Source organism: Promicromonospora sukumoe (assembly GCF_014137995.1).
Lineage (GTDB): Bacteria > Actinomycetota > Actinomycetes > Actinomycetales > Cellulomonadaceae > Promicromonospora > Promicromonospora sukumoe.
Map to the genome: position 1 here is coordinate 2,648,341 of NZ_JACGWV010000001.1, position 25,604 is coordinate 2,673,944.

Here is a 25,604-nt window from a genome sequence, read left to right on the forward strand (position 1 = left end):
CACACCGCGAACTGAGGAGACCTCGATGTCACAGGTACTTGTCACCGGAGGGACCGGGTTCATCGCGAGCTGGTGCGTCCTGGCGCTGCTGGAGGCCGGGCACGACGTGCGCACCACGGTCCGCGACCTGGGTCGCGAGCCCGCGCTGCGCGCCCGGCTCCAGGCCGCGGCGCCGTTCGACGACGCGCGCCTGACCGTCGTGGTCGCCGACCTGGTCGCCGACGACGGCTGGGCCGAGGCTGTCGCCGGGTGCAACTACGTGCTCCACGTCGCCTCGCCGACGCTGCGCGCCGCCCCGCAGAGCGAGGCGGCGATGGTGTCCGCCGCCCGGGACGGCGTGCTGCGGGTGCTGCGGGCCGCCCGCGACGCCCACGTGCGCCGCGTCGTACTGACCAGCGCGCTGGGCGCCGTCGGCTACGGGCACCCGCCGCGGGCGACGCCGTTCACGGAGGCGGACTGGACCGACGTCGACGCCGACATCCCGCCGTACCAGCGATCGAAGACCTTCGCCGAACGCGCGGCCTGGCAGTTCGTCGAGGAGGAGGGCGACGGGCTCGAGCTGGCCGCCGTGCACCCGGCCGCCGTGCTCGGCCCGGTCCTCGGGCCGGACGACCCGCCGTCGCTGCGGGTCGTGCGCGGCATGCTCGACGGCAGCTTCCCCGCCTGCCCGCCCTTCGGCACGAGCTGGGTCGACGTGCGCGACGTCGCCGACCTGCACCTGCGCGCCATGACCGACCCGGCGGCGGCCGGTGAGCGGTGGCTCGCCTCCGCCGGGCCGAGCCTGCGGGTCGTCGAGGTCGCGGCGGTCCTGCGCCGTCGGCTGGGCGACCGCGCGGACCGCGTCCCGACCCGCGAGCTGCCGCTGCCGGTCGCCCGGCTCCTCAGCCGGTTCAACCCCCGGATGGCCGCGATCCGGCCGCAGCTCGGGCACGACTACGACGCGTCCGGCGCCAAGGCGCAGCGCCTCCTCGGCTGGGCACCCCGACCACTCGACGACACCATCGCCGAGACGGCCGAGAGCCTCCTCGCCCACACGCCGGTCACGACCGGCTAGACCGCGCGCGGGAGCCGGGCCCGCCCGCGGGGTGTCCCCGTCGGGCAGGCCCGGCCTCTTATCGCGGCTCGTGCGCGAACCGCACCGGCTCCACGTTCTCCGTGCTGTGCCGGGCCGCCCAGTTCTCCAGCGACGTGCGGCACGCGTGGTCGACGTGGTGCAGCCCGGACAGGTCCACCTCGACGGGCCGGTCCTGCGGGAGCGCCTCGAGCTGGTCAAGCAGCTTGGGTAGGCGCAGGAACGTCGCGCTGCCGCTGAGGCGGGCGACGAGCGGGCCGCTGCCGTCGTCGACCACCTCCAGGTGCACCCGGGAGGTGTCCCACGCGGTCTTGATGACCGACAGGGCCAGGCCGGCGAGCACCCCCTCGAACATGCCCACCGCGACGATCGCCAGCGCGGTCGCCACGAGGACGATCGCCTCGCCCCGGTGCTCGCGCCAGAGCCGGCGGATCTCCGCGAACGGGATCAGCTTGAACCCGGCGTGCACCAGCACCCCGGCCAGGGCCGCGACGGGGATCAGGCCGAGCGCCGCGGGTACCAGCGCGGCGAAGAGCAGCAGCCAGAACCCGTGCAGCACGCGGGAGGCCTTGGTCCGGGCCCCGGCCTGGACGTTGGCCGCGCTGCGGACGATGACCGCGGTGAGCGGCAGGGCGCCGAGCACCCCGCACACGGCGTTGCCCGCGCCCTGCGCCATCAGCTCGCGGTTGTACCGGGTGCGCGGGCCGTCGTGCAGGCGGTCCACGGCGGCGGCGCTGAACAGGCTCTCGGCCGACGCGATCAGCGTGAAGGCCAGGATCGTGCCGATGACGCCGAGCTCCGCGAGGCGGGCGAAGTCGTCGGGCCCGGGCGGCTGGATCGAGTCCAGCAGGCCCTGCACCTCGACCTTCGCGACCGACGGGCCGAGCAGCGCGCCGGCGACGATTGCCAGCCCGACCGCAACCAGCGGCGCGGGGACGACCCGCAGCCGCTGCGGCGCCTTCTTCCACAGGACGAGGACGGCGATCGTGCCCAGGCCGAGCGCGAACGACGTCAGCGCGGCTCCCGAGCGGACGACGTCGAGCAGCAGGCCGGGCAGGCCGGCGAGCTTGGCCAGGCTGCTGCTCGGTGCCCCGAGCCCCGCCATCGAGTAGAGCTGCCCGGCGATGAGCACCAACCCGATGCCCGCGAGCATCCCCTCCACGACGGAGACCGAGATGGCCCGGAACCAGCGGCCCAGGCGGAGCGCGCCCATGACGATCTGGAGCAGCCCGGTGGCGAGCACCAGGACCCCCAGGACGGAGAGGCCGAACTGCTGCACGGCCTGGTAGACGAGCACGGTCAGGCCGGCCGCCGGCCCGCTGACCTGGAGGCTGCTGCCCGGGAGGAACCCGGTGACCAGGCCGCCCACGATCCCGGTGACCAGGCCCAGCTCGGCGGGCACGCCGGAGGCGACGGCCACCCCCACGCACAGCGGGACGGCGACCAGGAACACCACGAACGAGGCGGTCAGGTCGGCCAGGAACGTCCTGCGCCTCGACAGCGGCTGGTTCGACGGCGGCGGGCCGGACGACAGCGGGCTCGCCGTCGCACTGTCCGGGGCGCTCACAGCGGCAGGAACTCGTCGGCGTGCCCGCGGTGCGCGAGCACGGTGCCGGTGTCCACCTCGTAGAACCAGCCGTGCAGGTTCAGGCGGCCGTCGCCGGCGCGCGCCGCGACGCACGGGTACTCCAGCAGGCGTCCGAGCTGGTCCAGGACGTGGGCCTGGACGGCGCCCGCCAGCCGTGGGTCGTCGCTCGCGGTCTCCCCCGGCAGCGGCGTCGCGTGCTCCAGCCACGAGCGCACGGCCGGGACGGCGGAGAGGTCGTCGCCGCGGGACATGGCGCCCACGGCGCCGCAGTGCGAGTGCCCGCACACCACGATGTCGGAGACCCCGAGCACCTCGACGGCGTACTCGATGGTCGCCGTCTCGCCGGCCGGGTGGCGCCGGTCGTGGCGGGGCACGATGTTGCCCGCCGTCCGCAGCTCGAAGAGCTCGCCGGGACGGGCGCCGGTGATCAGCGAGGGAATGACCCGTGAGTCGGAACAGGTCAGGAACAGGACCTGCGGGGACTGCCCCGCGGCAAGAGGGTCGAAGTGGTCGCGCTGCCGCGCGACCTGGTCCTGGAAGAGTCGGGCATGGTCGAACAGATGCTGCATCAGATACCCCCTGGTGCGCCCCCCTGGGCACATCGGTCGTCAACGGTGGTGCAGAACGTCGGGTAGGTGAGGTGCATGGCGGCCCGGGGACGGGCCGACGCCGAGATTCGGCCTCACTCGGCTGAGACCAAGTCTTGGGACTGAATCTCAGAGCAACCTCAGAGCGCGGGTGAAAGAATCGCCGCATGGACCTGGACGCCCGCCGTGTGCTGCTGGTCGAGGACGACAGGCGCCTCTCTGACCTGCTCGTTCGCCTGCTGACGGCGGAGGGCTACATCGTGTCCCCCGTCTTCGACGGCCAGGCCGGGCTGCACCAGGGACTGACCGGCACCTGGGACGCGCTGGTCATCGACCGCTCGCTGCCCGCGATGGAGGGTGTCGACCTGGTCCGCCGGCTCCGCTCGCGCGGGGTGACGACGCCGACCATGCTGCTGACGGCCCGCGGCACCACCGAGGACCGCGTGGAGGGGCTCGACTCCGGCGCGGAGGACTACGTCGTCAAGCCGTTCGACAGCGACGAGCTGCTGGCCCGCCTGCGCGCCCTCCTGCGCCGGCACAACGACACGTCGGCCGTGATCGACCTGGGCGGACGCCGCCTCGACGTCGCCTCCCGCCGCGTGCTGTCCCCCGACGCCGACCCCGTCGAGCTGTCCGCCCAGGAGTGCGCCCTGCTGCGCGTGATCGCCGCCAACCCCGGCCGGGTCCGCAGCCGCGAGGAGCTGCGCCGCCGCGTCTTCCAGAACGCCGACAGCCCGAACGCCGTCGACACCTACGTCTACTACCTGAGACGCAAGCTCGGCCACGACATGATCCGCACGGTGCGCGGCCTCGGCTACCAGCTCGGGCCGTCGTGACCGCCGCCATCAGCGACCGGCGGCTACTGCGCCGGGCCTCCCTGGCCGTCGCCCTCCAGACCGGCGCGGCCGTCGGGATCGTCGTGTCCGCGGTGATCGCCCTGGTGTACGTCGTCGGGCTGGAGGCCCGGCGCGACGCGTCCGAGACCAAGCTGCAGGCCAAGGTCGCCGAGGCCGGTGACCACCACGTCACGCTCGACGGCACCGACACCGTGGTCCTGGACGGCATGCCCGCGAACTGTCCCGAGCGCCACGTCCGCGAGACCGCGGCGCAGCTCGCCGACGGCCAGTCGCGCCTGACCGTCTGCGGCAGCCCGTTCCTCGCCTACGTCGGCCAGACGCCCGACGGCACGCGCGTCACCGCGATCATGAACTTCGTCGAGCAGCAGGAGGAGACGGAGCGGCTCGCCCGGCTCTCCCTGACGGCGGGCGCCCTCGGCGTCCTGGCGTCCGCGGTGCTCGGCTGGGCGTTCGGCCGCCGCGCCGTCCGCTCCCTGGGCGAGGCCCTGGCCCTGCAGCGGCGCTTCGTCTCCGACGCGAGCCACGAGCTGCGCACCCCGCTGGCCATCGTGCTGACCCGCGCCCAGCTCCTGCTGCGCGAACCGACGTACGACGAGGCCCAGCGGCGGGAGCTGGAACAGCTCACCCTGGACGCCAAGGTCGCCGCGGCGGTGGTCGACGACCTGCTCCTCGCCGCCGAGATCCAGCACCGGCCGCTCCCCCGCGTGCCCGTCGACCTGGGCGCCCTCGCGCACGAGGTGCGGGCCTCGTTCGCCACCAGCGCGGAGCTCGCCGGCGTCAGCCTCACCGTCGACGCCCGGCCGGGCTCCGACTACATCGTCACCGGCACCACCAGCGCGCTGCGCCGCGCGGTGTCGTCCCTCGTGGACAACGCGCTGGCCCACGTGGCCCGCGGCGGCCGCATCGTCATCACCCTGCGGCCGCGCGGCGTCGGGATGGCGCTCGCCGTGGTCGACGACGGCGAGGGCCTCGACCCCGCCCAGGCCCGCGAGCTGACCCGGCGGTTCCGGCGCGGGTCGCAGGACAAGGTGGGCAGCGTGAGCGTGCGGCTCGGCCTCGGGCTCGCGCTCGTCGACGAGATCATCACCGCCCACGGCGGCGAGCTGACGATCGACGGCGCCCCCGGGGCCGGGGCGACCTTCACGCTCTCGTTCCCCGTCGCGGGCGTCCCGCGCGCCCGCCGGCCGGTGCCCGCGCTCGCGGTGTCCGGCCAGCTCAACGGGCAGGGCGCCGGTCCCGGGCAGGACGACGGGCCGGACCGGGGACCGGACGCCGGGTAGCCCGGCTCCCGGCACGTCAGGAGGTCGCCCGGGCACTGGACGACGACGGCGCCGGGGCCGGGTCGCGCGACAGCGGCACCACCTCGACCGGGGTACCCGACGTCCGCACGACGGTCCGCAGCGTCCGCCCCAGCCGGACGGGGTGCCGCAGGTCCCGGTGCGGGCGGGCGACCAGCAGGAGCTCGGCCTCCGCCGCGGCCTCGACCAGCGCGTCGGCGGGCTTGCCCGGCACCACGGTGCTCTGCACGGGGATCTCGGGGAAGGCTGCCGACCAGTCGCGCACGGCCTCCCGCAGCATGCGGTTCCCGGCAGCGACCGCCGTGTCGACGTCCGCGCCCTCGACCGCGTCCGGGGCGAGGTCGCCGACGTCGGCGACCTGGACCAGGCGCAGGGTGGCGTGCCGGACGGCGGCCGCGGCGTAGGCGTGCGCCAGCAGCTCGCTGTCGCCGGGGTACGACCTGACCCCCACGACGAGCCCGGTCGCGTCGTCCTCGCGCCAGTCGGGGCGGACGACGAGCACGGGCACGCCGGCGCGCGCCACGACGCCCGCTGTCGTCGCCCCGGCGACCAGGCGCTCCAGCCCGTGCCGCGTCTCGCGCCCCAGGACCAGCAGGGCGCCCGTCGCGGACGCCCGGACGAGCTCACCGACCCGGGGACCCCGGCACAGCAGGGAGTCCACCTCGACGTCCGGGGCGGCGCTGCTCGTCCGCGAGACGGCGCGGTCCAGGACCATCTCGCCGGAGCTCCGGAGGTCCTCCACCTCCCGGCCCACGGAGGGCCACAGGCCGCCCTCGGGGAGCGTGGTCGGCGCCACGTGCACGAGCCGCACCGTGCTGCCGCGCAGCCGGGCCTCCCGGACGGCGTACCGGACGGCGCCCGCGCTGCGCCCGCTCCCGTCCACGGCGACCAGGACGGGGGCCGGCTGCTGCCCGGTCCTCATGCCCTCAGGCTGCTCCGCGCGCCGGCGCCTCCGGCAGGGTCGGCGGTCACCCGTCCGCCGGGACCTTCGGCCCCCGGATCTCAGCCCTGACGGTCCGGCAGGTCCAGCGGGGCCGAACGGTCCGCCCAGTCCCCGCGCCGGGCCTTGCCCGCGTCGTCGCGCACCGGCTCGTCGGTCACCCGCACCCGCGCGGGACTGCGAGCCGGGTCCAGCCGCGCGGCGGCGAAGGCGCGCAGCTCCTCGCCCCCGACGGCGGCCCCGGCGATGTCGGCCACCGCCTCGATCCGCTGGCCCAGCTCGTCGTCCGGGACGCCGAACGCCAGGGCGCCGCGCACGGCCGGGTGCTCCTCCAGCACGCGCTCGACCTCGACGGGGTAGACCTTCTCGCCGCCGCGCACGATGACGTCGTCGGCCCGGTCGGTGACCCAGAGCCACCCGTCGGCGTCGAGATGGCCCAGGTCCCCGAGCGTGTCCCACCCGTCGGCCCGACGGCGCCCCGCCGCACCCAGGTACCGGTAGGCCGGGTCGGGGCCGCGGTGCAGCCACACCTGGCCGGTCTCGCCGGGAGCGGCGTCGGCGCCGTCGTCGCGCAGCACCCGCACCCGGGTGCCGCCGACCGGGCGGCCCACGCTCCCGGGCCGCTCCAGCCACTCGTCGCCGCGGATCATCGTCAGCCCGTTGGACTCGCTGCCGGCGTAGACCTCGACGACCCGCTCCGGGCCCAGCCAGTCCAGCACCGCCCGCTTGAGCGCGGGCGCGCACGGCGACCCCAGGTGCAGCACGGTCTCGAGCGTCCGCAGCCGGGCGGGGTCGCGCTCGGCGGCGGGCAGCCGCAGCAGGCGGTGCAGCATCGTGGGCACCAGCAGCGCCCAGGTGACGCCGTGCCGCTCGATCGTGTCGAGCACGGCCCGCTCCTCGAACCGCGGCAGGATCACCAGCCGGTGCCCGGTGAGCAGCCCGCGGAACGCGTAGGTGAACGTCGCCGAGTGCGTGAGCGGGCCGGCGACGAGCTGCGTGGCGCCCAGCGGCAGGAAGTCCGCGACGGGGCGCTCCGGGTCCATCCGGGCGGGCGTCGTGGAGAGCACCACCTTGGGCCGTCCCGTGCTGCCCGACGACGTCGGCGCCTTCCAGGAGCGTGCCCAGGCGTCCGGCAACGGTTGGTCGTCGCCCCGGGGCACGGGGCCGGTGCCGCGCAGGCCGAAGCCGTCGGGGAGGCTCGGCACGCCGTCCGCCTCGAACCCGATCACGGCGGTGGGCCGGGCCGCCGCGACGACCGCCGCCCGCTCCCCCGGAGTCAGCCCGCGTGAGACGGGCTGCGGTGTCGCGCCCGCCCGCCACACGCCGACGCACGCCGCGAGCATCTCCAGCCCGTTGGGCAGCGCGACCGTGACGAGGTCGTCGCGGCGCACGGCGCGCCGCAGCAGCTCCCGCGCGTACCGGTCGCCGGCGGCGTCGAGCCCTGCGGCGGTGAGGCGCTGATCGGCGTCCGCACCGACGGCGACCGCGACGACCCGGTCCGGGTCAGCCTCGGCGAGCCGGCTGACGATCCGTGAGATCGAGCTCGTGACCACCGTCGCCCCCTTCGCGCACCACCCGCTCGTAGAAGCGCTCGTGGGCGGCCGCGGCCCCGGCCCAGCTGTGCCGGGCCGCCAGGGCCCGGCCCGCGGCGGCGTCCACGGGCAGCGTCCCGTCGACCGCGGCCGCGAGCGCCGCCGCGATCCCGGGCACGTCGTCGGCGTAGGCGACGGCGGGGCCGAACACCTCGCGGGTGACGGGCAGGTCGCGGGCCACGACGGGGACGCCGGCGGCGAGGGCCTCCATGGCGGCGAGGCCGAAGCCCTCCTTGGTGGAGACGAAGCCGAGGGCGTCGGCGGCGGCCACGAGGGTGGGGACGTCGTCGTCGGCGAGGGTGCCCAGCACGACGGGCTCGATGCCGAGCTCGGCGCAGCGTTCGTCGAAGCGGGCGCGGTAGGGGCGGTAGTCGAAGAGCGTCTCGCCGCCGCCGAGCACGAGGCTCAGGTCGGGGTGGTCGTCGCGCAGGAGGGCGAAGGCGTCGAGGAGGTCGATGCTGCCCTTGCGGGGCTCGATGCCGCCCAGCGCCAGCACGTACCGGCCGAGCTCGGCGCGCCACCGGGCGCGGGCCTCGGCACCGTCGGGCCCGGCGGCGCGGGCGAACCGGGCGGCGTCGACGCCGTTGGGGATGACGGTGGGTTCCAGCCCGTAGCCCTGGTGCACCTCGTCGGCGACGGCGCGGGAGACGCAGAGCCGGGCGTCCGGCCGCACGATCGCCTGCTGGTGGCACTCGACCAGGCGGGGCGTGGTGAAGTCGTCCAGGTGGTGGACGGTGCGCACCAGCGGGGGCGCACCAGCCCCGGGAGCCGCAGGGGCGAACAGCGCGTTCGCGGAGATGCAGTCCTGGGCGTGCACGACGTCGTACCCCGCGGGGTCGAACGCGGCCGCCATCGCCTGGATCGAGCGTTCGATGCGGTCGCCCACGCTCTCGTCGTCGCGCGGCGCGAACGGCACGACGCGCACCTCGACGGACGGGTCGACGGGCCGGAAGAAGGCGTCGTCCCCGCCGCGGCCCAGCGTCCACACCGTCACCTGGTGCCCGCGGGCGGCCAGCGCCTCCGCGAGGGCGAGGGTGTGCACCACACCGCCGCGGGGCCGGGTCGAGTACGTGGTCTGGGCGATGCGCATCGTGCTCCGTTCGGGCGGGGTTCAGGGGGACGTGCGGCTCGGGTCCGGCTCCGGGGCGGGTCGCGCGGTGAGGGTGTAGGCGCTCTCGACGCGGTCGCGCAGGTGGTCCATGGTGCGGCGGGCGCGGGCGACGTCGGCCTCGACGTCGGCGGTGGCGACGGCGAGCCCGCCCTTGGCCCAGGTCTTGGCCACGATCTCGCCGGCGGGGTCGACGACCTTGGCCTGGCCGAGGAACCGGAGCCCGCCGAGCACCCCGGTCTGGTTGGCGGAGACCAGGTAGAGCTGGTTCTCGGCGGCGCGGGCGCAGTCGTAGAGGTCGAACAGGTGGGCCTGGCGGTCGTTGCGCAGCCGGTCGGACCGGTCGGTGACGCTGGCTGGCCAGGCGCTGAGGCACGCGATGACCTGGGCGCCGTCGAGCGCGAGCGAGCGGGCCGACTCCGGGAAGGTCTTGTCGAAGTCGATGAGCATGCCGATGCGGCCCACGGGGGTGTCGAAGGCGTCGAAGCCGGTGCCGGGCCGGTACGCCTCCGACTCGCCGAGCGGCAGGTGCACCTTGCGGTGCACGCCCAGCACGCCGTCGCCGTGCACGCAGACGGCGGTGTTGTAGCGCACCTCGGCGCCGTCGGCCCGGGCGCGCTCGGCGATGCCGAAGCACACCACCATGTCGCCGGCCATCTGCCGGACCGCGGCGACCTCGGGCCCGTCGAGGTCGACCGCGGGCGGCAGCGGCTCGTCGGCCGGGTGGTACATGTCGTGCAGGTACCCGCCGATCGTGGCGTCCGGCAGCACGAGCAGGTCGACGCCGCGCTCGCGGGCCTGCTCGATGATACCGGGGAGCTTGGCGAGGGTGCGGTCGATGTCGCGGCCGAAGTGCGCCGCGACCGCGCCCATGGTCGTCGTAGGCATGTGCGACAGCGTAGGTCTTCGGTCATCCCGCGGCGGGCAGGTCGAGGGCCTGCTCGGCCGGGCCGGCCCACGTCCCGCCGGCGCGCCAGGCGGCCACCTCGGCGGCCACGTGCTCGGTGTCCTGCGCGATCCCCAGGAACCGGCCCGAGCCCCAGGTGTGCAGCCACGGCAGGCCCACGAAGGACAGGCCGGGCACGGGGCTCAGGCCGCGGACGTGCCGGGGGTGCCCCTCGTGGTCGAGCACCTCGGGCGCGAGCTCGTCGAGCCACGACCAGTCCGCCCGGAACCCGACGGACCACACGACGGCCGCGATCCCGGCGAGGTCGAGCCGTTCGGGCTCCGTCTCCGGCCGCCACACGGGGACGTACCGGTCCTCGGCGGGCGCGTCGATGCCCTGGGCCGCGATCCAGCGGTCGATGTCGTCCTTGATGGACTCCGCGACCGAGTCGGCGTGGTCGAGGTCGTGCGCCAGCGTCGGGGCGAAGGTGAGAGTGCCGTCCACCCCCTCGTCGAGCACGCCCGTGGCCCGTCCGTACAGGCGCATCCCCCGGCGGGCGAAGTCCCGCAGGTCGATGTCGCGCCCGCCGTCGCGCCCCGTCACGTAGTGGTTGGTCGACTCGCGCTTGGCCAGGCCACGCGCGGCGACGGGCACGTCGTACACGCCCATCTCGGCGAGCCAGGTCATGCAGTCCTTGCCGCGGTACCGGCGCGCGACGCGGGGCGCGCGTCCGGCCGCGAGGTGCACCTCGCGGCCCGCGAGCAGCAGGTCCTCGGCGATCTGGGTGCCGGACTGGCCGGTGCCGACCACGAGCACGGGCCCGTCCGGGAGCGCGTCCGCGGAGCGGTACTCGTGGGAGTGCACCTGCGCCACCCGCGCGGGCAGGCGGTCCGCCCACGGCGGCACCACGGGCTCGTGGTACCCGCCGACGGCGGCCACGACGGCGTCGGCCGTGACCGTGCCCGCCGTCGTCGTGACCTCGAAACCGCCGCCCGGACGCGGCGCGAGCCGCGTGACGGCGACGCCCTCGGCGACGGGCGCGTCGAACGTGCCCGCGTAGCGGCGCACCCAGGCGTGCACCTCGTCGCGGCGCATGAAGCCGTCCGGGTCCGGGCCGTCGTACGGGTAGCCGGGCAGCCGGCACTGCCAGTTGGGCGTGACCAGGGTGAACGCGTCCCAGCGGCCGTCGCGCCACTCGTGCGCCACGGTGTCCCGCTCGACGACGAGGTGGTCGGTGCCGGCCCCCACCAGGTGGTGGCTCAGCGACAGGCCGGCCTGCCCACCGCCGACGACGAGCACGTCGTGGTGGGCGCCGTCCCGCACGCGTGCGGGCGTCATGCGGCACCTCCCGGCAGCGGCGGCTCCATCCGCAGCACCTCGACCTCGGCGGCGTCGTCGAACGCGGACGCCGTCTGCCGGATCTCGGCCTCCTGCTGCGCGGCGGACGCGCACCCCATGCCGTAGCGGGCGCGCACCCGGTCACTCGCCTCCTGTAGGGCCCTGCTGGAGCGCTCCACGAAGTCGGCCACCGGGTACCGGGACCCGGCCTGGAGGTGGTCGTGCATCACGAGGCTCGGCGAGTAGCAGCTCGCCGTGGTCCCGTCGGGCCAGCGCACGTCGAACGTCATCTCAGGCATGGGCCGCCTCCGTCCAGCGGGTGGCCTCGGGCGCGTCCGTGGCCGTGATCGCGCCGTACAGGTCCGGGCGGCGGTCGCGCAGGTGGAACATGCCGCCCCGCATGGCGCGGAACGTGCCCTCGACGTCGACCTCGGCGACCGCCAGGCCCGCGCCCAGCAGGGTCGTGGCCAGCACGTTCCCGCCCGGGTCGACCACCTTGGCGTTGCCGACGTAGCGCAGCGACCCGAAGGTGCCCGACTGGTTGGACGCGATCCAGAACACCTGGTTGTCGAGCGCGCGGGCGGCGTCGAAGAGGTTGAACCGGTACGTCCACCGGTCCTGCTGCAGGTCCTCGGCGGTGGCGGTGCGGGCCGCGGGCCACGCCGAAAGGCTGACCACGATCTCCGCGCCGTCCAGAGCCAGTGCCCGGGCGGCCTCCGGGAAGGCCTTGTCGTAGCAGATCTGCAGCCCGATGCGGCCCACGGGGGTGTCGAACGCCCGGTAGGTGTCGCCCGCCGCGTACGACATGTTCTCGCCCAGCGGCTGGTGCACCTTGCGGTAGGAGCCGTACACGCGCTCCCCGTCGAGGCAGACCGCGGCGTTGTACCGGGTCTCGCCGTCGGCGTCGAGCTCGCAGAACCCGATGCAGACCACGGTCTGCCCCGCGAGCGCCTGGACGCGCCGGATCTCCGGCCCGTCCAGGCTGATCGCGGGCGGCAGCGAGCGGGCCGTGGTGCGCACGGTGTCCCCGTGGTTGCCGAGCGACGAGAGGTACCCGCCGATCGAGGCCTCGGGGAAGACGACGAGCTGGGCGCCCTGGGCACGTGCCTCGCCGAGCAGCTGCTCGATCAGGGCGTAGTTCTGCTCCAGGTCCCGCGTGAAGTTGGCCGACACGGCGGCCACGGTGATGCTCACTGCGCTGCTCCTCCGGTCGGTCTCAGAGGTTGTACGTCGAGTTGATGATGGCGCCCTTGCGCGCGTAGTGGATCACCGCGTCCTGCACGTCGAGCGGGTGCGCGGGGATCACGCCCTCGATGAGGTCCTCCTCGCGGGCGCCGTGCAGGGACAGGCCGAAGCGGCAGCAGAAGACGGTGCCGCCCTCGCCGATGAACGTCTTCAGGGCGTCGTTGATGTTCTGCTCGCCCGGGAAGGCGCTGTCGCCGGTGGTCGGGAAGCCGCGGGTGTCCAGGGCGTTGATCGCGCCGGGGCCGTAGAAGTAGATGGCCGACTCGAAGCCCTTCCGCAGCGCGCGGGTGGCCTGGAGGATCGCGACGAAGCTGACCGACGACTCGTGCGCGATGCCGTGCACGAGCGTGAAGTAGGCCTGGCCGGGCTCCGCCTGGTAGTCGGGGAAGATCTTGGTGGAGCCGTACAGGCTGCTGCCCTTCGGCAGCGACGGGTGCGGGATCTCCGCCAGCGAGGCGTCGATGTTGGCCTGGATCTGCTCGTCGTACGACATGGGTGCTCCTTCGGTCGGGACGGGTCCCGGGTGGTGGTGCGGATGGTGGGTGGTGCGGTTCAGGTGGGCGCGTCTCAGGCGCGGCCGGTAGTGCCGTCAGGCGCGGCCCAGGCCCGTGGCCGGGCCGTCGACGGCGGCGGTGGTCTCGCCGTCGGGCCAGCGCAGGCGGACGCCGGGCTCCGCGGTCAGCTCGCCGCACTCGGCGGTCGTGGCCAGGGGCGAGGTCATGCGCCCGGTACCGGGCGGGTCGGTGGTGAGCATCGCGAAGCCGGGGAAGCAGGTGAGCCAGTCCCCCGCCGCGGCGCCGTCGGGCGCGGGCACGGCGGCGACGTCGATCGTGGCTCCCGTCCCGGAGGCCTCGGCGAGCATGGCGGTGGTGCCGACGACGCCGGCCATGCTCACGTCCTTGGCGGCGTGCGGGCGGGCCGCGCCCACGGTGCCGGCCAGGTGCCGCAGCTCGGCCCCGGTGCGCGACGACGTGGAGTCCCACTGCCGGCCCTCGAAGCCCCGGCGCCAGCCGCCCGACAGGTCGGCGGTCAGCGACAGGGCGTGCCCCGCGCGTCCGCCGCCGCCGGGGACGGGGCGGTCGGTGCGGCCCAGCGCGGTGACCGACAAGGAAGCCGGGACGCCGAGCTGGGTGTGCCCGCCGAGCACCGGCACGCCCCAGGCCTGGGAGCCGCTGTGCAGGCCGTTGAGCACGCGGCGCGCGAAGGACGGCGTCGGCGCGCCGAGCGCGTCCATCAGGCCCGTGGGCTGCGCGCCCATGGCCGTGAGGTCGTTGACGTTGACCAGCACCGCGCACCACCCGGCCCACTCGGGGTCGCGCTCGATCATCGCGGGCAGGATCGCGTCGCACGCGGCGACGACGTCGGTGCCGGGCACGGGGGCGCCGTCGTCACCCACGAACCCGGCGCCGCCCAGCGCGGCGGGACCGGTGTGCTCGCGCAGCGGCTCGACCAGGGCCGCGAGCGCGGACTTGGTGGCGGCCACGAGGTCCGCCGCGCGGGTGACGGGCCAGCGCATGAGCACGTGCGGCCGGCCCTGCACGTCGGCAGTGCCCCAGGCCTGCCAGCCGAGCCGGTCGAACAGCGGTCGGTTGCGGACCTGGACGGTGGCCTCGAAGCGCAGCACGCCGAGCTCGGCCGCCCGGGCGCAGGCGGCCCGGACCAGGGCGGCGCCGATCCCGGCCGCGCCGCGCGCCCCGCGGGCGACGACGAGCCGGCTGCCGGTCCACCAGCCGATGTCCCGGCCCGCGGCCTCCAGCGCCTCGACGGCGGGCGCGAGGCGCACCCCGCCGAGCACGCGGTCGGCGGCGTCCACGGCGACCAGCACCTCGGTGCGGTCGTCCTCGTCGGTGCGGTCGAGGTCGTGCCCGTCGAACAGGCCCTGCTCCGCAACGAACACGTCGCGGCGCAGCGCGCGGTACGCGGTGACGTGCCGCGGCTCGGCCGGGCGGACCGTCCAGGGTGCGGCCGACGGCAGCGCCGCGCCGGTCAGGGTGGGGACGTCGAGCATGTCAGCCCCCGACCTGCGAGAGGGCGCTGCACGCGCCGCAGGCGGCGCAGCCGGCCTTCTGGTCGGCCCCGCGCATCCCGGCGGCGCCCAGCAGCGCGCCGACGCGGCGCGTGATGTCGGCGACCAGGGCGCGGTGCGGCGCGGGCACGCCGTCGACGTCGGTGGCGAGCGTGCCCGCCAGGGGCCGGAACGGGACGACGAACGGGTAGACGCCCATCTCGATGAGCTCCCCCGCGGCCTCGACCATCTCGTCCGGGTCCTCGCCGAGGCCCACGAGCAGGTAGGTCGAGACCTGGTTGCGGCCGAACACGCGCACCGCCTCGCGCCAGGCGGCGCGGTACTCGTCGAGCGAGACGGTCGCCTTGCCGGGCATCCAGCGGCGGCGCACGTCGTCGTCCATGGACTCGACGTGGATGCCGATGGACCGCGCGCCCGCCTCGTACAGGTCGGTGATCGCGCGCAGGTCGGCCGGGGGCTCGCACTGCACCTGGACCTGGAGCCCGGGCACCGCCTTCTTGACGGCGCGCACGCAGCGGGCCAGGTGCTTGGCGCCCCGGTCCCAGCCGTTGGAGGTGCCGGTGGTCATCACCATCTGCGAGACGCCGTCCAGCTCGTGGGCGGCGCGGGCCACCTCGGCGAGCATGGCCGGCGTCTTGACCGCGATGGTGGTGCCCGACCGCAGCGAGGACTCGATGGAGCAGAACCGGCACCGCTCGCTCTCGTCGTAGCGCACGCACGTCTGCACCACCGTGGTGGCGAGCACGTCCTTGCCGTGCAGCTTGGCGATCTTGTCGTAGGGGGTCCCGTCAGAAGTGACCAGGTCATAGAATCGCGGGCGGGTGACGGGTTCCACGTCCATCCCGAGGTCCGCGCCGTCCAGGGTCAGGCGACCCTGCGTGACGACGTACGGGCTGTCGGGGTTGAGCGGGATCGCGGCACCCGCACCGCCGATGACGAAGTGTCCGTCGTCGCTCGGCCCCGCACCGCCGGCACGGCGGACCGGAGCGTCGCTGCGCACCCCGAGGAGCGCGAGGCTCACTCGGGTGGAGAGCTGATCGGTGGGCGACATGGCAACCAGTAGAGGTGCCAGTTTTTACCGTTTGGTTTCATTCGGAATACGAACATGTGACTTGGTGTTACAACTTCGCGACCGGTCCTTGACGGTGATCCGGGAACCGGGACCGCAGGTAGTCGAAGAACTCACGGTCGTTCGTGACGGGATCCTGGAGCAGGACGGCGACCACGTCCCGCGGGTCGGGGTGCGCGAAGCGCGTGGGTACCGAGGGCCGTTCCGCGGCGCCCCGCGACGCCGGCAGCCGCCGGCAGATCTCGGCGAGCACCGCCTCGGCCACCGCGTCCGGCCCACCAACCCCGGCGTCGACGACGACCGTGTCCGGATGGTCGGCGAACAGCGCGTCGTACCGGTCCTGGAGCCGCTGGAGGAACGCGACGATCGAGTCGGCGCCCACCTCGCGGACGAGCCAGTCGTCGTCCGCGACCAGGCAAGCCGCGCACGCCTCGACGTCGCCGCGCAGGTACAGGACCAGGTCCACGTCCGGGAGCGCGTCGCGCAGGAACGCGCACCGGTCGTCGAAGTCCTCGGGCTCCGAGTACGCCTGGAACGTCTGCCACCACCGGTCGTGGAGCACCACTTCGTACGCCCCGTACGCGTCGGCGAGGTAGGTGGCGCGCACGACGCCCTCGGTCAGGAAGACCTGCGTCTTCGTGCGTCTCGACACCGCCGACCAGTACGCCTGCGGGGCTCCGTGCACATCCCGCCCGTACGCCCTGAACAGGTCGAGCGTCACGGGCGCCATGGTCTCCGGCAGCACGGACCGCTCCGGCTCCAGGCCGTCGCGCAGGGCACGGACCACCGTCGACTTTCCCACCCCGTCGATGCCTTCGAGCACGATCCGGTATGGGCTGGGCTGCGTCGTCGTCATGCTGCTCCTCCTGGGACGGGTCCAGGCAGGCTAGCCGTGCACCAGCTCGCGCAGCGCGACGTCGGAGGCCGCCTGCGCGGCACGGTCGTAGGTCGAGCTGAACGCCATGATCTCCTCCGCCCCCGTGGCCTCCGCCAGCCGGTCGAGCCGGCGCGCCACCGTGGCGGCCGAGCCGACGGCGCCCTGCGCGAGCTGCGACTCGACCCGCTCGCGCAGCTGGCTGGTCCAGGTCTGGGCACGGATCGCCGCGACGGGCTCCAGCGGGCCGAACTCGCCCGTCTGCCGGGACCGGGCCATCGCCCACGCCTCCGGCAGCGCCAGCTCGCGGGCGTCGGCGTCGGTGTCCGCCACCAGCACGTCGGTCGAGACCGTGACCGACGGTTCCGGCGCGCGCGGCGAGGGCCGGAACTCCTTGCGGTAGGCCGCGAGCGCGTCCGTCAGCTCGGGCCGGTCGAGCAACGGCCCGCCGACGACGACGGGCAGCCCCAGCCGCGCGGCGACGGCGAGTCCCCGCCCGGTGGCGAGCACGAAGACCGGCACGGTGCGGTCCGCGACCGGCCGGGCGGTGACCGCCGCCGTGCCGTCGAGGTAGGAGCGCAGCTCCTCGACGTCCTCCACGAAGGTGTCCGGGGCGTCCGACCCGTGCCGCAGCGCCCGGCGCACGGGCGCCGTGAAGCCGAGGGTGCGCCCCACGCCGAGGTCCGCCCGGTCCGGGTAGAGGGCGTCGAGCATCAGGAACTGCTCGGCGACCACCAGCGGCTGGTGGTGCGGCAGCATCACCCCGCCCGAGCCGATCCGGATGCTCGTGGTGCGGGCCCCGAGCGCGCCGAGCAGGACGGGCGGCGACGCCGAGGCGATCCCCGGCACGGCGTGGTGCTCGGCCACCCAGAACCGGTGGTAGCCGAGCCGCTCGGCCGACACCGCCCGCTCGATCGTGTGGTTCAGCGCAGCGCTGTCGGGGTAGCCCGTACGGGTGCGGGAGCGGTCCAGCAGGGAGAGCCTCACGTGAGGCGTCAACCACGCGGGGACCTGGGCACTTCCCGGTACGGCCGGCCGGAACCACGGGCAGCGAGACCCCGCGCTCAGGAGAGCGTGAGCTGGCGTTCGCGGGCGACCCACCGCGCGTCGGGCAGCGGCTCGCGGCCCGCGCACCCCGCGAAGCGCAGCGCGGACCACACCGCGGTGAGAAAGGGGCCGATGCCGGGCCGCAGCACGTCGACGTCGAACACGGTGAAGGTGGCGAGGCGCGCCGCCAGGGCCGCGGAGACGTCGATGTCGTCCCGGTCGATCTCGCCGAGCATCCGGACGGTGCGCTCGAGGCAGTCCTCGAACTCGTCGTCGGTGCGCCTGCCGAGGGCCGTGAACTCGAGCACGAGGTCGAGGTTCACACCAGCGCGCCCATCCAGCAGGTGTCGCGTCGCAGCTTCCTGCGCACGTTGTTGCCGTAGTTCCGAGCGCGCGGGCTGACCTGGACCAGCTTCCAGTGCTTCGACTCGCACGAGCACCGTGCCGTCCAGTACTTCTCGTTGCGCAGCACCAGCCAGCCCTGACGCTCGAAGCTGAGAATCAGCCTCTCAAGATCACCGGACGACGGATCGAACAGCGGTTTCACGACGGACCTCCAGTCACAGAGCTGAACCTGCGCTGAAACAAGGCGCCCCGCCCTCTGGGGAGGCGGGGCGCCTTGCCGTCGTACTGGAAACCCCGGCTGCATCCGGGATCGCGTGCGGTCTCAACCTTGAGAGATCTCCCCCTGCGACGCCAGGGCACGCGCCCCCACGATACGAACCTGCCAGGGTCGTCGCCCGCGAGAAACGGCTCACCCGGACGCGGGAGCGGCCCGAACGGCCCGGAGCCGATGCATTCGGATACGACAGGCACCGAAGCGGGCCCGGGCGCACCGAGCCGGCATCGGCTCGCCGTCGGCCGCGCGACGACATCTTGCCAGTTCAGAGGCCCACGATGCGTGATCGACCGGCACGCCCGCACGTGCGCCGGACACGCGCCCCCCACCGCCGTCCGCCAGGTGCCCGGCGGCGCACCCGTGGTGCCCACGGGCGCACGGCCACGACTTCACCCCTTTTTCCCGCGCGTTGGGATGCGACTGAAGTCAGGTCAGGGCCACGATCGCCCCATGGGCAACGGGGTCACGACGGCGGTGCTGCACGCACACGACCCGACCGCGATGGAGCAGCTCATCGACGGTCTCTTCCCGGGCGTGGCGCTTCGCCCCCTGCCGATGTTCCGCGACTTCGTGCTGCGCACCGCGGTGATGCCGGACCTGTCCTGGGTCGACCACACCATCGACTGGGCCGGCCAGGGACAGCTCGCCTCCCCGGAACAGGTGCTCGCCTTCACCCTGAACGGAGCCGGCCGGCTGGAGCACGCCGGGCACGAGCTACCGCTCGCCGGCGGGGTGCTGTTCGACGACGCCTCACCGGTCAGCATCCGGTGGGACCACCTGGATGTCGAAGGATTCTCGGTGGACCGCGCCTACGTCCGCTCGGTGGCCTCCAGCCTCGCCGGCCGGCCTCAGCCGTCCCACCTGTTCACGGCGGGCGGTCCGATCGACGCCGCGCACGACCGCCTCTGGCAGGACACCGCCCGGTTCGTCAGCAGGACGATGCGGGACCACAGCGAGACGCTGTCCGGCCCGATCCTGCAGCGCTCGCTCCTCCACCACCTCGCGCTCACCCTGCTGCACACGTTCCCGAACGTCGTGCTGTCCGACCTTCCCGACCTCGACGTACGCCGCGCGGTGCCCGCCGTCGTCCGCCGGGCTGTCGCGTACATCGACGACCACGCGCACGAGCCCGTCACCGTCGACGACGTCGCGAACGCGGTCGGCCTGTCCACGCGCGGGCTGCAGGTGGCGTTCCGGCGCCACCTGGACACCACGCCGAGCATGCTCCTGCGGCGAGCCCGCCTCGACGGGGCCCACCGCGACCTCCTGCGGGCCGACCCGCACGCCACCACCGTCGCGGCCGTCGCCCGCCGCTGGGGCTTCATCCACCTCGGCCACTTCGCGACCGCGTACCGCGGCGCCTACGACGAACGACCGACGGAGACCCTGCTCCGCTGACGCCCGGGCCCAGCCCGGGCGGCCCGTCACTCCGGGCCCGCCGCGGTCCAGCGGTCCTCCAGGACGTCGTAGCGGTTGATCAGCCCATCGGGCCCGACGGCGACGTCGAGCGCGAACTCGCCGACCAGGGCGACCCCGGTCGCGCGCACCCGGGCCCGGCCGGTGCCCGTCGCCACGGCCCGGTCCCCCTCGGCGCGGATGGTGTCGAGGTCGATGTGCTCCACCGCGAGCGCTTCGCCGAGCAGGCCGACACCAGCCAGCCCGAGGTCCACGCCCGCACCGAACCGCGGCGCCAGCTCGCCGGGCGACGCCCCGGCGACCCGCGCCGCGAGCAGCTCGACGACGGCGACCCGGACCGCTGACTCCGCCCGGACCTGGACGGTTCCTCCCGCGTGCATGAGGGCTGTCTAGCGACCCGCACCCACCCGGGGCAAGGGCCGCGGCGACCGGTGGGGGCCACTGGCCGGAACAGGCCAGGAATGTTTACCCGCCGGTCACGCGGCGGCGTCCGATATGACGCGGTGTCACTGTTTTCACCCAGGAATGTCATCGCGACGGGTGACATCGGCGCACTGGCCCGCGCGCCCGGCCCGGGATCGGATGGTGCCCGGGCGACGGTCGTCACGCACCGCCGTCGGCCCATCCGTTCTGGACGAGACGAAGAGGTGTGCACGTGCGACGAATGATCAGGTACGGCCTGACCCTGACGGCGGCAGCCGGGATCGCCGGAGGGCTGCTGGCGGCCACGCCGGCCGCCGGCGACAGCGACCCGCCGGCGGCGCCGGAGTGGGCCGCGTGTCCGGCCGGCGTGGCGACCACCCTGCCGCTGGAGTGCGCCACGATCCCGGTGCCGCTGGACTACGACGAGCCCGAGGGCGAGCAGATCGAGATCGCCATCTCCCGGATGGCGAGCGTCAGCCCCACGGAGCGGCGGGGCATCCTGCTGACCAACCCGGGCGGCCCCGGCTACTCGGGCCTGAGCCTGCCGGGAGAGCTCTACGACCGGGGCATCCCGTACAGCGTGCTGAACGCCTACGACGTGATCGGCATGGACCCGCGCGGTGTGGGCCAGTCCTCGCCCGTGAGCTGCGGGTTCACCCTGGGGCAGGCGTACACGAGCAACATCCCGCCGTACGCCGTCGACGCCGCGGGCGTCGCCGCGCACGCCGAGGTCGTCAAGGACGTGGCGGCGCAGTGCGCGGCGAACGACCCCGAGGGCCGCATGCAGCACATGACCACGGCCAACGCGGCGCGCGACATGGACACGATCCGTGCGGCGCTCGGCGAGGAGAAGATGAGCTTCTTCGGCCTGTCGTACGGCAGCGGGCTGGGCGCGGCGTACGCCTCGCTGTTCCCCGAGCGGAGCGACCGCGTGCTCGTGGACAGCAACATGGGCGGCACCTCGCTCGACCGCGACACGCAGCGCCGGTTCGGGCTCGGCCTGGAGAAGCGTTTCCCCGACTTCACGAAGTGGGCGGCGAAGCGCGACGACAGCTACGGGCTCGGCAGCACGCCCCGCGAGGTCCGTGCGACGTACTTCGAGCTGGCGAAGCAGTACGACGAGCAGCCGGTCCCCGGCTTCGGCGGTACCGAGTTCCGGCTCTACACGTTCCTCGGCACCTACAAGGACGCTCCCTTCGCGACGATCGCCCAGATGTGGCAGTCGCTGAAGGTCGGCGACCCCGAGGCCGCGCTGCGCCAGGCGGAGCAGCTCGACACCAGCGTGCCCGCCGACCCGGCGGCGGCGGCGACCGAGCCGGCTGAGGCGACGGAGCCGGTCCCGAACCCCAGCGACAACGCCCTGTCCTCGTACCTGGCCTACACCTGCAACGACACCGAGTGGCCGGAGGACCTCTCGACCTACCAGAAGGACGTCGAGACCGACCGGAAGCGCTACCCGCTGTTCGGTGCGGCGTCCGCCAACATCAACCCGTGCGCCTTCTGGCACAACGACCCGGTGGACCCGCCGCTGGACGTCAACCCGGAGGGTCCGCGCAACGTCATGGTGCTGCAGAACCTCCGCGACCCGGCCACCCCGCTGCTCGGCGGCGAGCTGGTCCGCGAGGCGTTCGGCGACCGGGCGAGCCTGGTCAGCGTCGACGCCGGTGAGCACGGCGTCTACGTCTTCGACGACAACGCCTGCGCGCTGAACACCGCGACGTCGTTCCTGGTGGACGGCGAGCTGCCGCGGCGCGACATGTTCTGCCGCGCCTCCTGAGGTAGTCAGCTCGACGCGGCGCCCGTCCCGGTTCCCGGGGCGGGCGCCGCTACGTCGTAGCGGCGCCGCTACGGGACGACGGCGGGCAGCCAGCCGAGACGCCCGGCCGTCCGGCGGGCCGTCGCGAGCACGCCGGCGACGGCGGGCGCCGCGTCGTCCGCGAGCCACAGCACCGAGAGCTCGGCCGTGACGGGCGAGCCGACGATCTCGCGCACCGTGACGTGCGCGCTGGCCTTCGCGGCCCGCGCCGCGAACGACGCCGGGGCCAGGCCGACCTCGCGCCCGCCGGAGAGCCGGGCGAGCATGCCGTTGACGGGCGGGTCCTCGAACGTGCGGATGTCGGGCACGAAGCCGGCCTCCTTGCACGCCGCCACGATGCCGTCGTAGTACGCCGGGGCCAGACGACGAGGGAACAGGAGCAGCGTCTCGTCGCGGAGTGCCGACAGCGGGATGGTGGGCTCGGCGCAGAGGCGGTGGCGGGTGCTCAGGAGCGCGGCGACGGGCTCCCGGCGCAACGCCTCGGCGGCCACGCCGTCGACGGGCGGCGGCGAGAGGGCGAGGCCGACGTCGAGCTCGCCGGCGCTGATCCGTTCGGGGATCTCCGCGCTGAACAGCTCCCGGGCCTCGACCGTGAGGCCGGGGTGGTCGTCCTGGAGGGCGTCCAGCAGCGTGGTCAGCGTGTCGAGGCTGGAGACCGGCGTGTAGCCGAGCCGGACGGTGGCCGCCGTCCCCGACCCGGCCAGCCGCGTGCGCTGCACGGCCTGCTCCAGGGCGGCCAGCGCCGTCGGCGCCTCCTCGAGCAGCGCCCGGCCCGCGGCGGTGAGCCGCACCCGGCGGCTCGACCGCACGAACAGCGGGGTCTCCAGGGTCTCCTCGAGGCGGCGGATCTGATGGCTCAGGGACGGCTGCGAGATATAGAGCCGGGTGGCCGCACGGCCGAAGTGCAGCTCCTCGGCCACGGCCAGGAAGTAGCGCAGGACGCGCGGGCTGATATCGATAGGCAGATCCTATCGTCCGACGTCGGGACAAGTCTTGGACGCCCGCCGGAGGGTCCGCCTAGCGTCGTCCACGCCACGGGAGGGGCTCGTTCCCCTGCCCGGGACCTGACCCGACACACCGTGAGGAACCATCGTGACGCAAGCCCCCAAGGTCGGCCTCGACGCCCTGCTCACCCCCGAGGAGAGCGTGCTGGTGCTCATCGACCACCAGCCCTTCCAGGTGGCCAACCTGCACAGCCACGAGCCGACCCTGGTCGTGAACAACACCGTCGGCCTGGCCAAGCTCGCCAAGGTGTTCGGCGTGCCGACCATCCTGACCACGGTCATCGAGGAGCGCGGCGGCCGGCTGATCCAGGCGGTCCAGGACGTCTTCCCCGACCAGGAGCCGATCAACCGCACCTCCATCAACACCTGGGAGGACCGCCGGGTGGTCGAGGCCGTGGAGCGGACCGGCCGCAAGAAGCTGATCCTGGCCGGGCTCTGGACCGAGATCTGCGTCGCGATGCCGGCCCTCCACGCCCTGGCCGAGGGGTACGACGTCTTCGTCGTCACGGACGCCAGCGGCGGGGTCTCCGCCGAGGCGCACGACATGGCGGTGCGCCGCATGGAGCGGGCCGGCGTCGTGCCCCTGACCTGGATGGTCGTGTCCGCCGAGTGGCAGCGCGACTGGGCCCGTACGGAGACCGCCGACCAGCTCGGGCCGGTCCTGTTCGAGCACGGCGGCGCCACCGGCGTCGCGCTCGCCTGGGAGCTCCAGCTCCTCGCCACGCCGGCCACGCCGACCACGCCGACCGAGGGACGATGACCGTGCGGATGATCGGCAGGACCTACCGGTTCGACATGGGCTGGCTGAAGGTGCGGTTCACCTTCGAGTCGGCGTCGCAGGGCAGCTTCGTCGTCGAGGAGGGCGGCGGGCTCGCGCCGAACGGCCACGCGGAGACGGTCACGCTCGACCTGAAGGAGATCCGGGACGGCGTCTACCTGAACTCCTGGACCGAGGCGAGCGGCGCGACGGTGACGCACGTGGAGGACTTCGCGAACGCGACCCTGCACTCCAACGTCACCGTCGACGGGACCCTCTACACCTTCGTGGGCACCATCACCGAGGTGACCGGCGCCGTCGCCGAGGCCGACGCGGCGGACCGCGCCGGCCGGGCGGAACGGGCCGAACAGGCCGAACGGGCCCGGCGCAACACCGAGACCGTGCTCACCGCGATGCGGGAGCTCTTCGCCGAGAAGGACGTCACGGCGCTGGACCGGTACTGGGCCGAGCCGTACGTGCAGCACAGCCCGCAGATGCCCGACGGGCTGGGGACGCTGCGCTCGGCCGTGCCCGGCCTGGAGGGGTTCACCTGGGAGCCGCAGCGCACCGCGGCCGAGGGCGACCTCGTGTTCACGCACAGCATCGTGCACGGCTGGACGGCCGGGCCGGCGGTGATCGTGGACGTCTTCCGGCTGGAGGACGGCCGCATCGTCGAGCACTGGGACGTCGTCCAGGACCTCGTCCCGGCAGGGTCGACGGTGAGCGGTCACCCTATGGTGTGATCGCGGGGCCACCGGCCCCGCACGCCTCCCCCGCCCGACCCGAGGAAGACGCCCCATGAAGACCCCCGTGCCCGACTACCTGGACGAGGTGCTGGACAGCCTGCGCGGCGACACCAGCGGCGCCAACGCGACGTACATCCCCGAGCTGGCCGAGGCCGACCCGGAACGCTTCGGGATCGCGCTGACCACCACCCTCGGTCGTACGTACGCCGCCGGCGACGCCGACACGGAGTTCTCCATCCAGTCCATCTCCAAGCCGTTCGCGTACGCGGCCGCGATCATCGACCGCGGCCTGGACCGGGTGCTGGAGTCGGTGAGGGTCGAGCCGTCGGGCGAGGCCTTCGACGAGCTCTCGCTCGACGGGGCCACGCACCGGCCGAAGAACGCGATGATCAACGCCGGTGCCATCACGACGCACTCCCTCCTGGCCGGTCCGGGGGCCGGCCCGGAGGAGCGCGTCGACCGGGCCGTGTCGTTCTTCTCCCGGCTGGCCGGGCGGGAGCTGCGGATCGACGAGCGGGTGTGCACCTCCGAGCTCGGCACGGCGCACCGCAACCTCTCGATCGCCCACATGCTGCGCAACTACGGCGTCGTCGAGGGCGACGTCCCCGCGCTCGTCGAGGGGTACACCCGCCAGTGCTCGGTGCTGGTCACCGTCCGGGACCTGTCCGTGATGTCGGCGACGCTCGCCACGGGCGGCATCCAGCCGGTCACCGGCGAGCGCCTCATGGACCCCGCCGTCGCCCGGCACGTCATGGCGGTGATGGCCTCGGCCGGGATGTACGACGGGGCGGGCGACTGGCTCGTCAGCGTCGGCATCCCCGCCAAGAGCGGCGTCGCCGGGGGCATCGTCGGCGTGCTGCCCGACCGGGTGGGCATCGGCACCTTCTCGCCGCGGCTGGACCAGCACGGCAACAGCCACCGCGGGCGCCTCGCCTTCGAGCGCCTGTCCCGCGACATGGGGATGCACCTGTTCGCCTCCGACCAGGGCCGGGCCGACGCCGTCGACGTGGTCCGGTCGGACGGCACGGTCACGTTCGCGCTGCGGGGCAACGTCCAGGTCACCGCGGCCACGGAGCTGCTGGACCTGATGGCCGCCACGGACGGCACGGGCGACGTCGACGACGTCGTGCTCGACGTCACCCGGGTGCACTTGTTCACCGACCTCGGCCGCCGGATGACGCTCGAAGGGCTGCGGCGGCTGCGGCTGGACGGGCGCCGCGTCGGCGTCCACGACCCGTCGGGCGTGCTGCCGTTCCCCGACCTGGGCGACGGCACCTACCCGGACGTCGTCTGACC

26 protein-coding genes are annotated in these 25,604 nt (G+C 74.4%); 8 read left to right on the forward strand and 18 right to left on the reverse strand.

What is annotated here, in order from left to right:
• Nucleotides 1-25 precede the first annotated feature (25 nt).
• Nucleotides 26-1,054 (forward strand): SDR family oxidoreductase, encoded by a 1,029-nt coding sequence (locus tag FHX71_RS11745; protein ID WP_182616417.1) that lies wholly within the window; start codon nucleotides 26-28, stop codon nucleotides 1,052-1,054.
• A gap of 58 nt (nucleotides 1,055-1,112) precedes the next feature.
• On the opposite strand, the gene FHX71_RS11750 is transcribed toward FHX71_RS11745, so the two are convergent.
• Both FHX71_RS11750 and FHX71_RS11755 read right to left on the reverse strand, forming a co-directional pair.
• Nucleotides 1,113-2,639, reverse strand: a complete 1,527-nt coding sequence (locus tag FHX71_RS11750; RefSeq protein WP_312877023.1) for a SulP family inorganic anion transporter — start codon at nucleotides 2,637-2,639, stop codon at nucleotides 1,113-1,115.
• A complete protein-coding gene (locus tag FHX71_RS11755; protein WP_182616419.1) occupies nucleotides 2,636-3,229 on the reverse strand; it encodes a carbonic anhydrase in 594 nt (197 codons plus the stop codon). The genes FHX71_RS11750 and FHX71_RS11755 overlap by 4 nt, the downstream gene beginning before the upstream one ends.
• 185 nt (nucleotides 3,230-3,414) lie before the next feature.
• On the opposite strand from FHX71_RS11755, the gene FHX71_RS11760 reads away from it, so the two are divergent.
• Together FHX71_RS11760 and FHX71_RS11765 are read left to right on the forward strand one after the other, a co-directional pair.
• On the forward strand, nucleotides 3,415-4,083 hold the full coding sequence (locus FHX71_RS11760; protein ID WP_182616421.1) for a response regulator transcription factor: 669 nt from the start codon (nucleotides 3,415-3,417) through the stop codon (nucleotides 4,081-4,083).
• Nucleotides 4,080-5,384 (forward strand): sensor histidine kinase, encoded by a 1,305-nt coding sequence (locus tag FHX71_RS11765; RefSeq protein WP_182616423.1) that lies wholly within the window; start codon nucleotides 4,080-4,082, stop codon nucleotides 5,382-5,384. Before FHX71_RS11760 ends, FHX71_RS11765 begins: the two co-directional genes overlap by 4 nt.
• Nucleotides 5,385-5,400: 16 nt before the next feature.
• Here the strand turns inward: FHX71_RS11765 and FHX71_RS11770 are convergent, their stop codons facing one another.
• From FHX71_RS11770 to FHX71_RS11835, 14 genes are all read right to left on the reverse strand, one after another.
• The gene (locus tag FHX71_RS11770) at nucleotides 5,401-6,324 is read right to left on the reverse strand and encodes a universal stress protein (protein WP_220489659.1); all 924 of its coding nucleotides are present in this window, start codon (nucleotides 6,322-6,324) and stop codon (nucleotides 5,401-5,403) included.
• Nucleotides 6,325-6,404: 80 nt separating this feature from the next.
• The gene (locus FHX71_RS11775) at nucleotides 6,405-7,895 is read right to left on the reverse strand and encodes an AMP-binding protein (RefSeq protein WP_182616425.1); all 1,491 of its coding nucleotides are present in this window, start codon (nucleotides 7,893-7,895) and stop codon (nucleotides 6,405-6,407) included.
• On the reverse strand, nucleotides 7,846-9,024 hold the full coding sequence (locus FHX71_RS11780) for an MSMEG_0565 family glycosyltransferase (RefSeq protein ID WP_182616427.1): 1,179 nt from the start codon (nucleotides 9,022-9,024) through the stop codon (nucleotides 7,846-7,848). The genes FHX71_RS11775 and FHX71_RS11780 overlap by 50 nt, the downstream gene beginning before the upstream one ends.
• Nucleotides 9,025-9,045: 21 nt before the next feature.
• The gene (locus FHX71_RS11785) at nucleotides 9,046-9,930 is read right to left on the reverse strand and encodes a carbon-nitrogen hydrolase family protein (protein WP_182616429.1); all 885 of its coding nucleotides are present in this window, start codon (nucleotides 9,928-9,930) and stop codon (nucleotides 9,046-9,048) included.
• Between the two features lie 22 nt (nucleotides 9,931-9,952).
• Nucleotides 9,953-11,266 (reverse strand): MSMEG_0569 family flavin-dependent oxidoreductase, encoded by a 1,314-nt coding sequence (locus FHX71_RS11790; protein WP_182616430.1) that lies wholly within the window; start codon nucleotides 11,264-11,266, stop codon nucleotides 9,953-9,955.
• The gene (locus FHX71_RS11795) at nucleotides 11,263-11,565 is read right to left on the reverse strand and encodes an MSMEG_0570 family nitrogen starvation response protein (RefSeq protein WP_182616431.1); all 303 of its coding nucleotides are present in this window, start codon (nucleotides 11,563-11,565) and stop codon (nucleotides 11,263-11,265) included. The genes FHX71_RS11790 and FHX71_RS11795 overlap by 4 nt, the downstream gene beginning before the upstream one ends.
• Nucleotides 11,558-12,460, reverse strand: coding sequence for a carbon-nitrogen hydrolase family protein (locus tag FHX71_RS11800; protein ID WP_312877024.1), 903 nt, complete (start codon nucleotides 12,458-12,460; stop codon nucleotides 11,558-11,560). Before FHX71_RS11800 ends, FHX71_RS11795 begins: the two co-directional genes overlap by 8 nt.
• A gap of 22 nt (nucleotides 12,461-12,482) precedes the next feature.
• Complete coding sequence (locus tag FHX71_RS11805; RefSeq protein ID WP_182616432.1) at nucleotides 12,483-13,004, reverse strand: MSMEG_0572/Sll0783 family nitrogen starvation response protein; 522 nt, start codon at nucleotides 13,002-13,004, stop codon at nucleotides 12,483-12,485.
• Between the two features lie 96 nt (nucleotides 13,005-13,100).
• Entirely contained in the window at nucleotides 13,101-14,519 is a 1,419-nt protein-coding gene (locus FHX71_RS11810) for an MSMEG_0567/sll0787 family protein (RefSeq protein WP_182616433.1), read from the reverse strand.
• Between the two features lies 1 nt (nucleotide 14,520).
• Nucleotides 14,521-15,588 carry an MSMEG_0568 family radical SAM protein gene (locus FHX71_RS11815; RefSeq protein WP_182616434.1) on the reverse strand — a complete coding sequence of 356 codons (1,068 nt, stop codon included), beginning with the start codon at nucleotides 15,586-15,588 and terminating at the stop codon, nucleotides 14,521-14,523.
• A gap of 67 nt (nucleotides 15,589-15,655) precedes the next feature.
• Nucleotides 15,656-16,462, reverse strand: a complete 807-nt coding sequence (locus FHX71_RS11820) for a dTMP kinase (protein WP_182616435.1) — start codon at nucleotides 16,460-16,462, stop codon at nucleotides 15,656-15,658.
• Between the two features lie 30 nt (nucleotides 16,463-16,492).
• On the reverse strand, nucleotides 16,493-17,467 hold the full coding sequence (locus FHX71_RS11825) for an LLM class flavin-dependent oxidoreductase (RefSeq protein WP_182616436.1): 975 nt from the start codon (nucleotides 17,465-17,467) through the stop codon (nucleotides 16,493-16,495).
• Nucleotides 17,468-17,544: 77 nt separating this feature from the next.
• Nucleotides 17,545-17,850, reverse strand: a complete 306-nt coding sequence (locus FHX71_RS11830) for a hypothetical protein (RefSeq protein WP_182616437.1) — start codon at nucleotides 17,848-17,850, stop codon at nucleotides 17,545-17,547.
• Nucleotides 17,847-18,074: a hypothetical protein gene (locus FHX71_RS11835; protein WP_182616438.1), complete on the reverse strand. Its 228-nt coding sequence runs from the start codon at nucleotides 18,072-18,074 to the stop codon at nucleotides 17,847-17,849. Before FHX71_RS11835 ends, FHX71_RS11830 begins: the two co-directional genes overlap by 4 nt.
• Before the next feature lie 522 nt (nucleotides 18,075-18,596).
• Here FHX71_RS11835 and FHX71_RS11840 point away from each other — a divergent pair.
• Complete coding sequence (locus FHX71_RS11840; RefSeq protein ID WP_246402537.1) at nucleotides 18,597-19,544, forward strand: helix-turn-helix transcriptional regulator; 948 nt, start codon at nucleotides 18,597-18,599, stop codon at nucleotides 19,542-19,544.
• A gap of 26 nt (nucleotides 19,545-19,570) precedes the next feature.
• Here FHX71_RS11840 and FHX71_RS11845 read toward each other — a convergent pair whose 3' ends face one another.
• Complete coding sequence (locus FHX71_RS11845; RefSeq protein ID WP_182616439.1) at nucleotides 19,571-19,942, reverse strand: nuclear transport factor 2-like protein; 372 nt, start codon at nucleotides 19,940-19,942, stop codon at nucleotides 19,571-19,573.
• A 284-nt stretch (nucleotides 19,943-20,226) separates the two neighbouring features.
• Here FHX71_RS11845 and FHX71_RS11850 point away from each other — a divergent pair, with 284 nt between their 5' ends.
• Complete coding sequence (locus FHX71_RS11850; RefSeq protein ID WP_182618656.1) at nucleotides 20,227-21,762, forward strand: alpha/beta hydrolase; 1,536 nt, start codon at nucleotides 20,227-20,229, stop codon at nucleotides 21,760-21,762.
• A 68-nt stretch (nucleotides 21,763-21,830) separates the two neighbouring features.
• Here FHX71_RS11850 and FHX71_RS11855 read toward each other — a convergent pair whose 3' ends face one another.
• A complete protein-coding gene (locus FHX71_RS11855; RefSeq protein WP_312877089.1) occupies nucleotides 21,831-22,766 on the reverse strand; it encodes a LysR substrate-binding domain-containing protein in 936 nt (311 codons plus the stop codon).
• Nucleotides 22,767-22,893: 127 nt separating this feature from the next.
• Here FHX71_RS11855 and FHX71_RS11860 point away from each other — a divergent pair, with 127 nt between their 5' ends.
• The 3 genes from FHX71_RS11860 to FHX71_RS11870 are packed head-to-tail and all read left to right on the forward strand — an operon-like array spanning nucleotide 22,894 to nucleotide 25,602.
• Nucleotides 22,894-23,565 carry a hydrolase gene (locus tag FHX71_RS11860; protein WP_182616441.1) on the forward strand — a complete coding sequence of 224 codons (672 nt, stop codon included), beginning with the start codon at nucleotides 22,894-22,896 and terminating at the stop codon, nucleotides 23,563-23,565.
• A complete protein-coding gene (locus FHX71_RS28830) occupies nucleotides 23,562-24,305 on the forward strand; it encodes a nuclear transport factor 2 family protein (protein WP_220489661.1) in 744 nt (247 codons plus the stop codon). Before FHX71_RS11860 ends, FHX71_RS28830 begins: the two co-directional genes overlap by 4 nt.
• A gap of 55 nt (nucleotides 24,306-24,360) precedes the next feature.
• Nucleotides 24,361-25,602, forward strand: coding sequence for a glutaminase (locus FHX71_RS11870; protein WP_182616442.1), 1,242 nt, complete (start codon nucleotides 24,361-24,363; stop codon nucleotides 25,600-25,602).
• Nucleotides 25,603-25,604 lie beyond the last annotated feature (2 nt).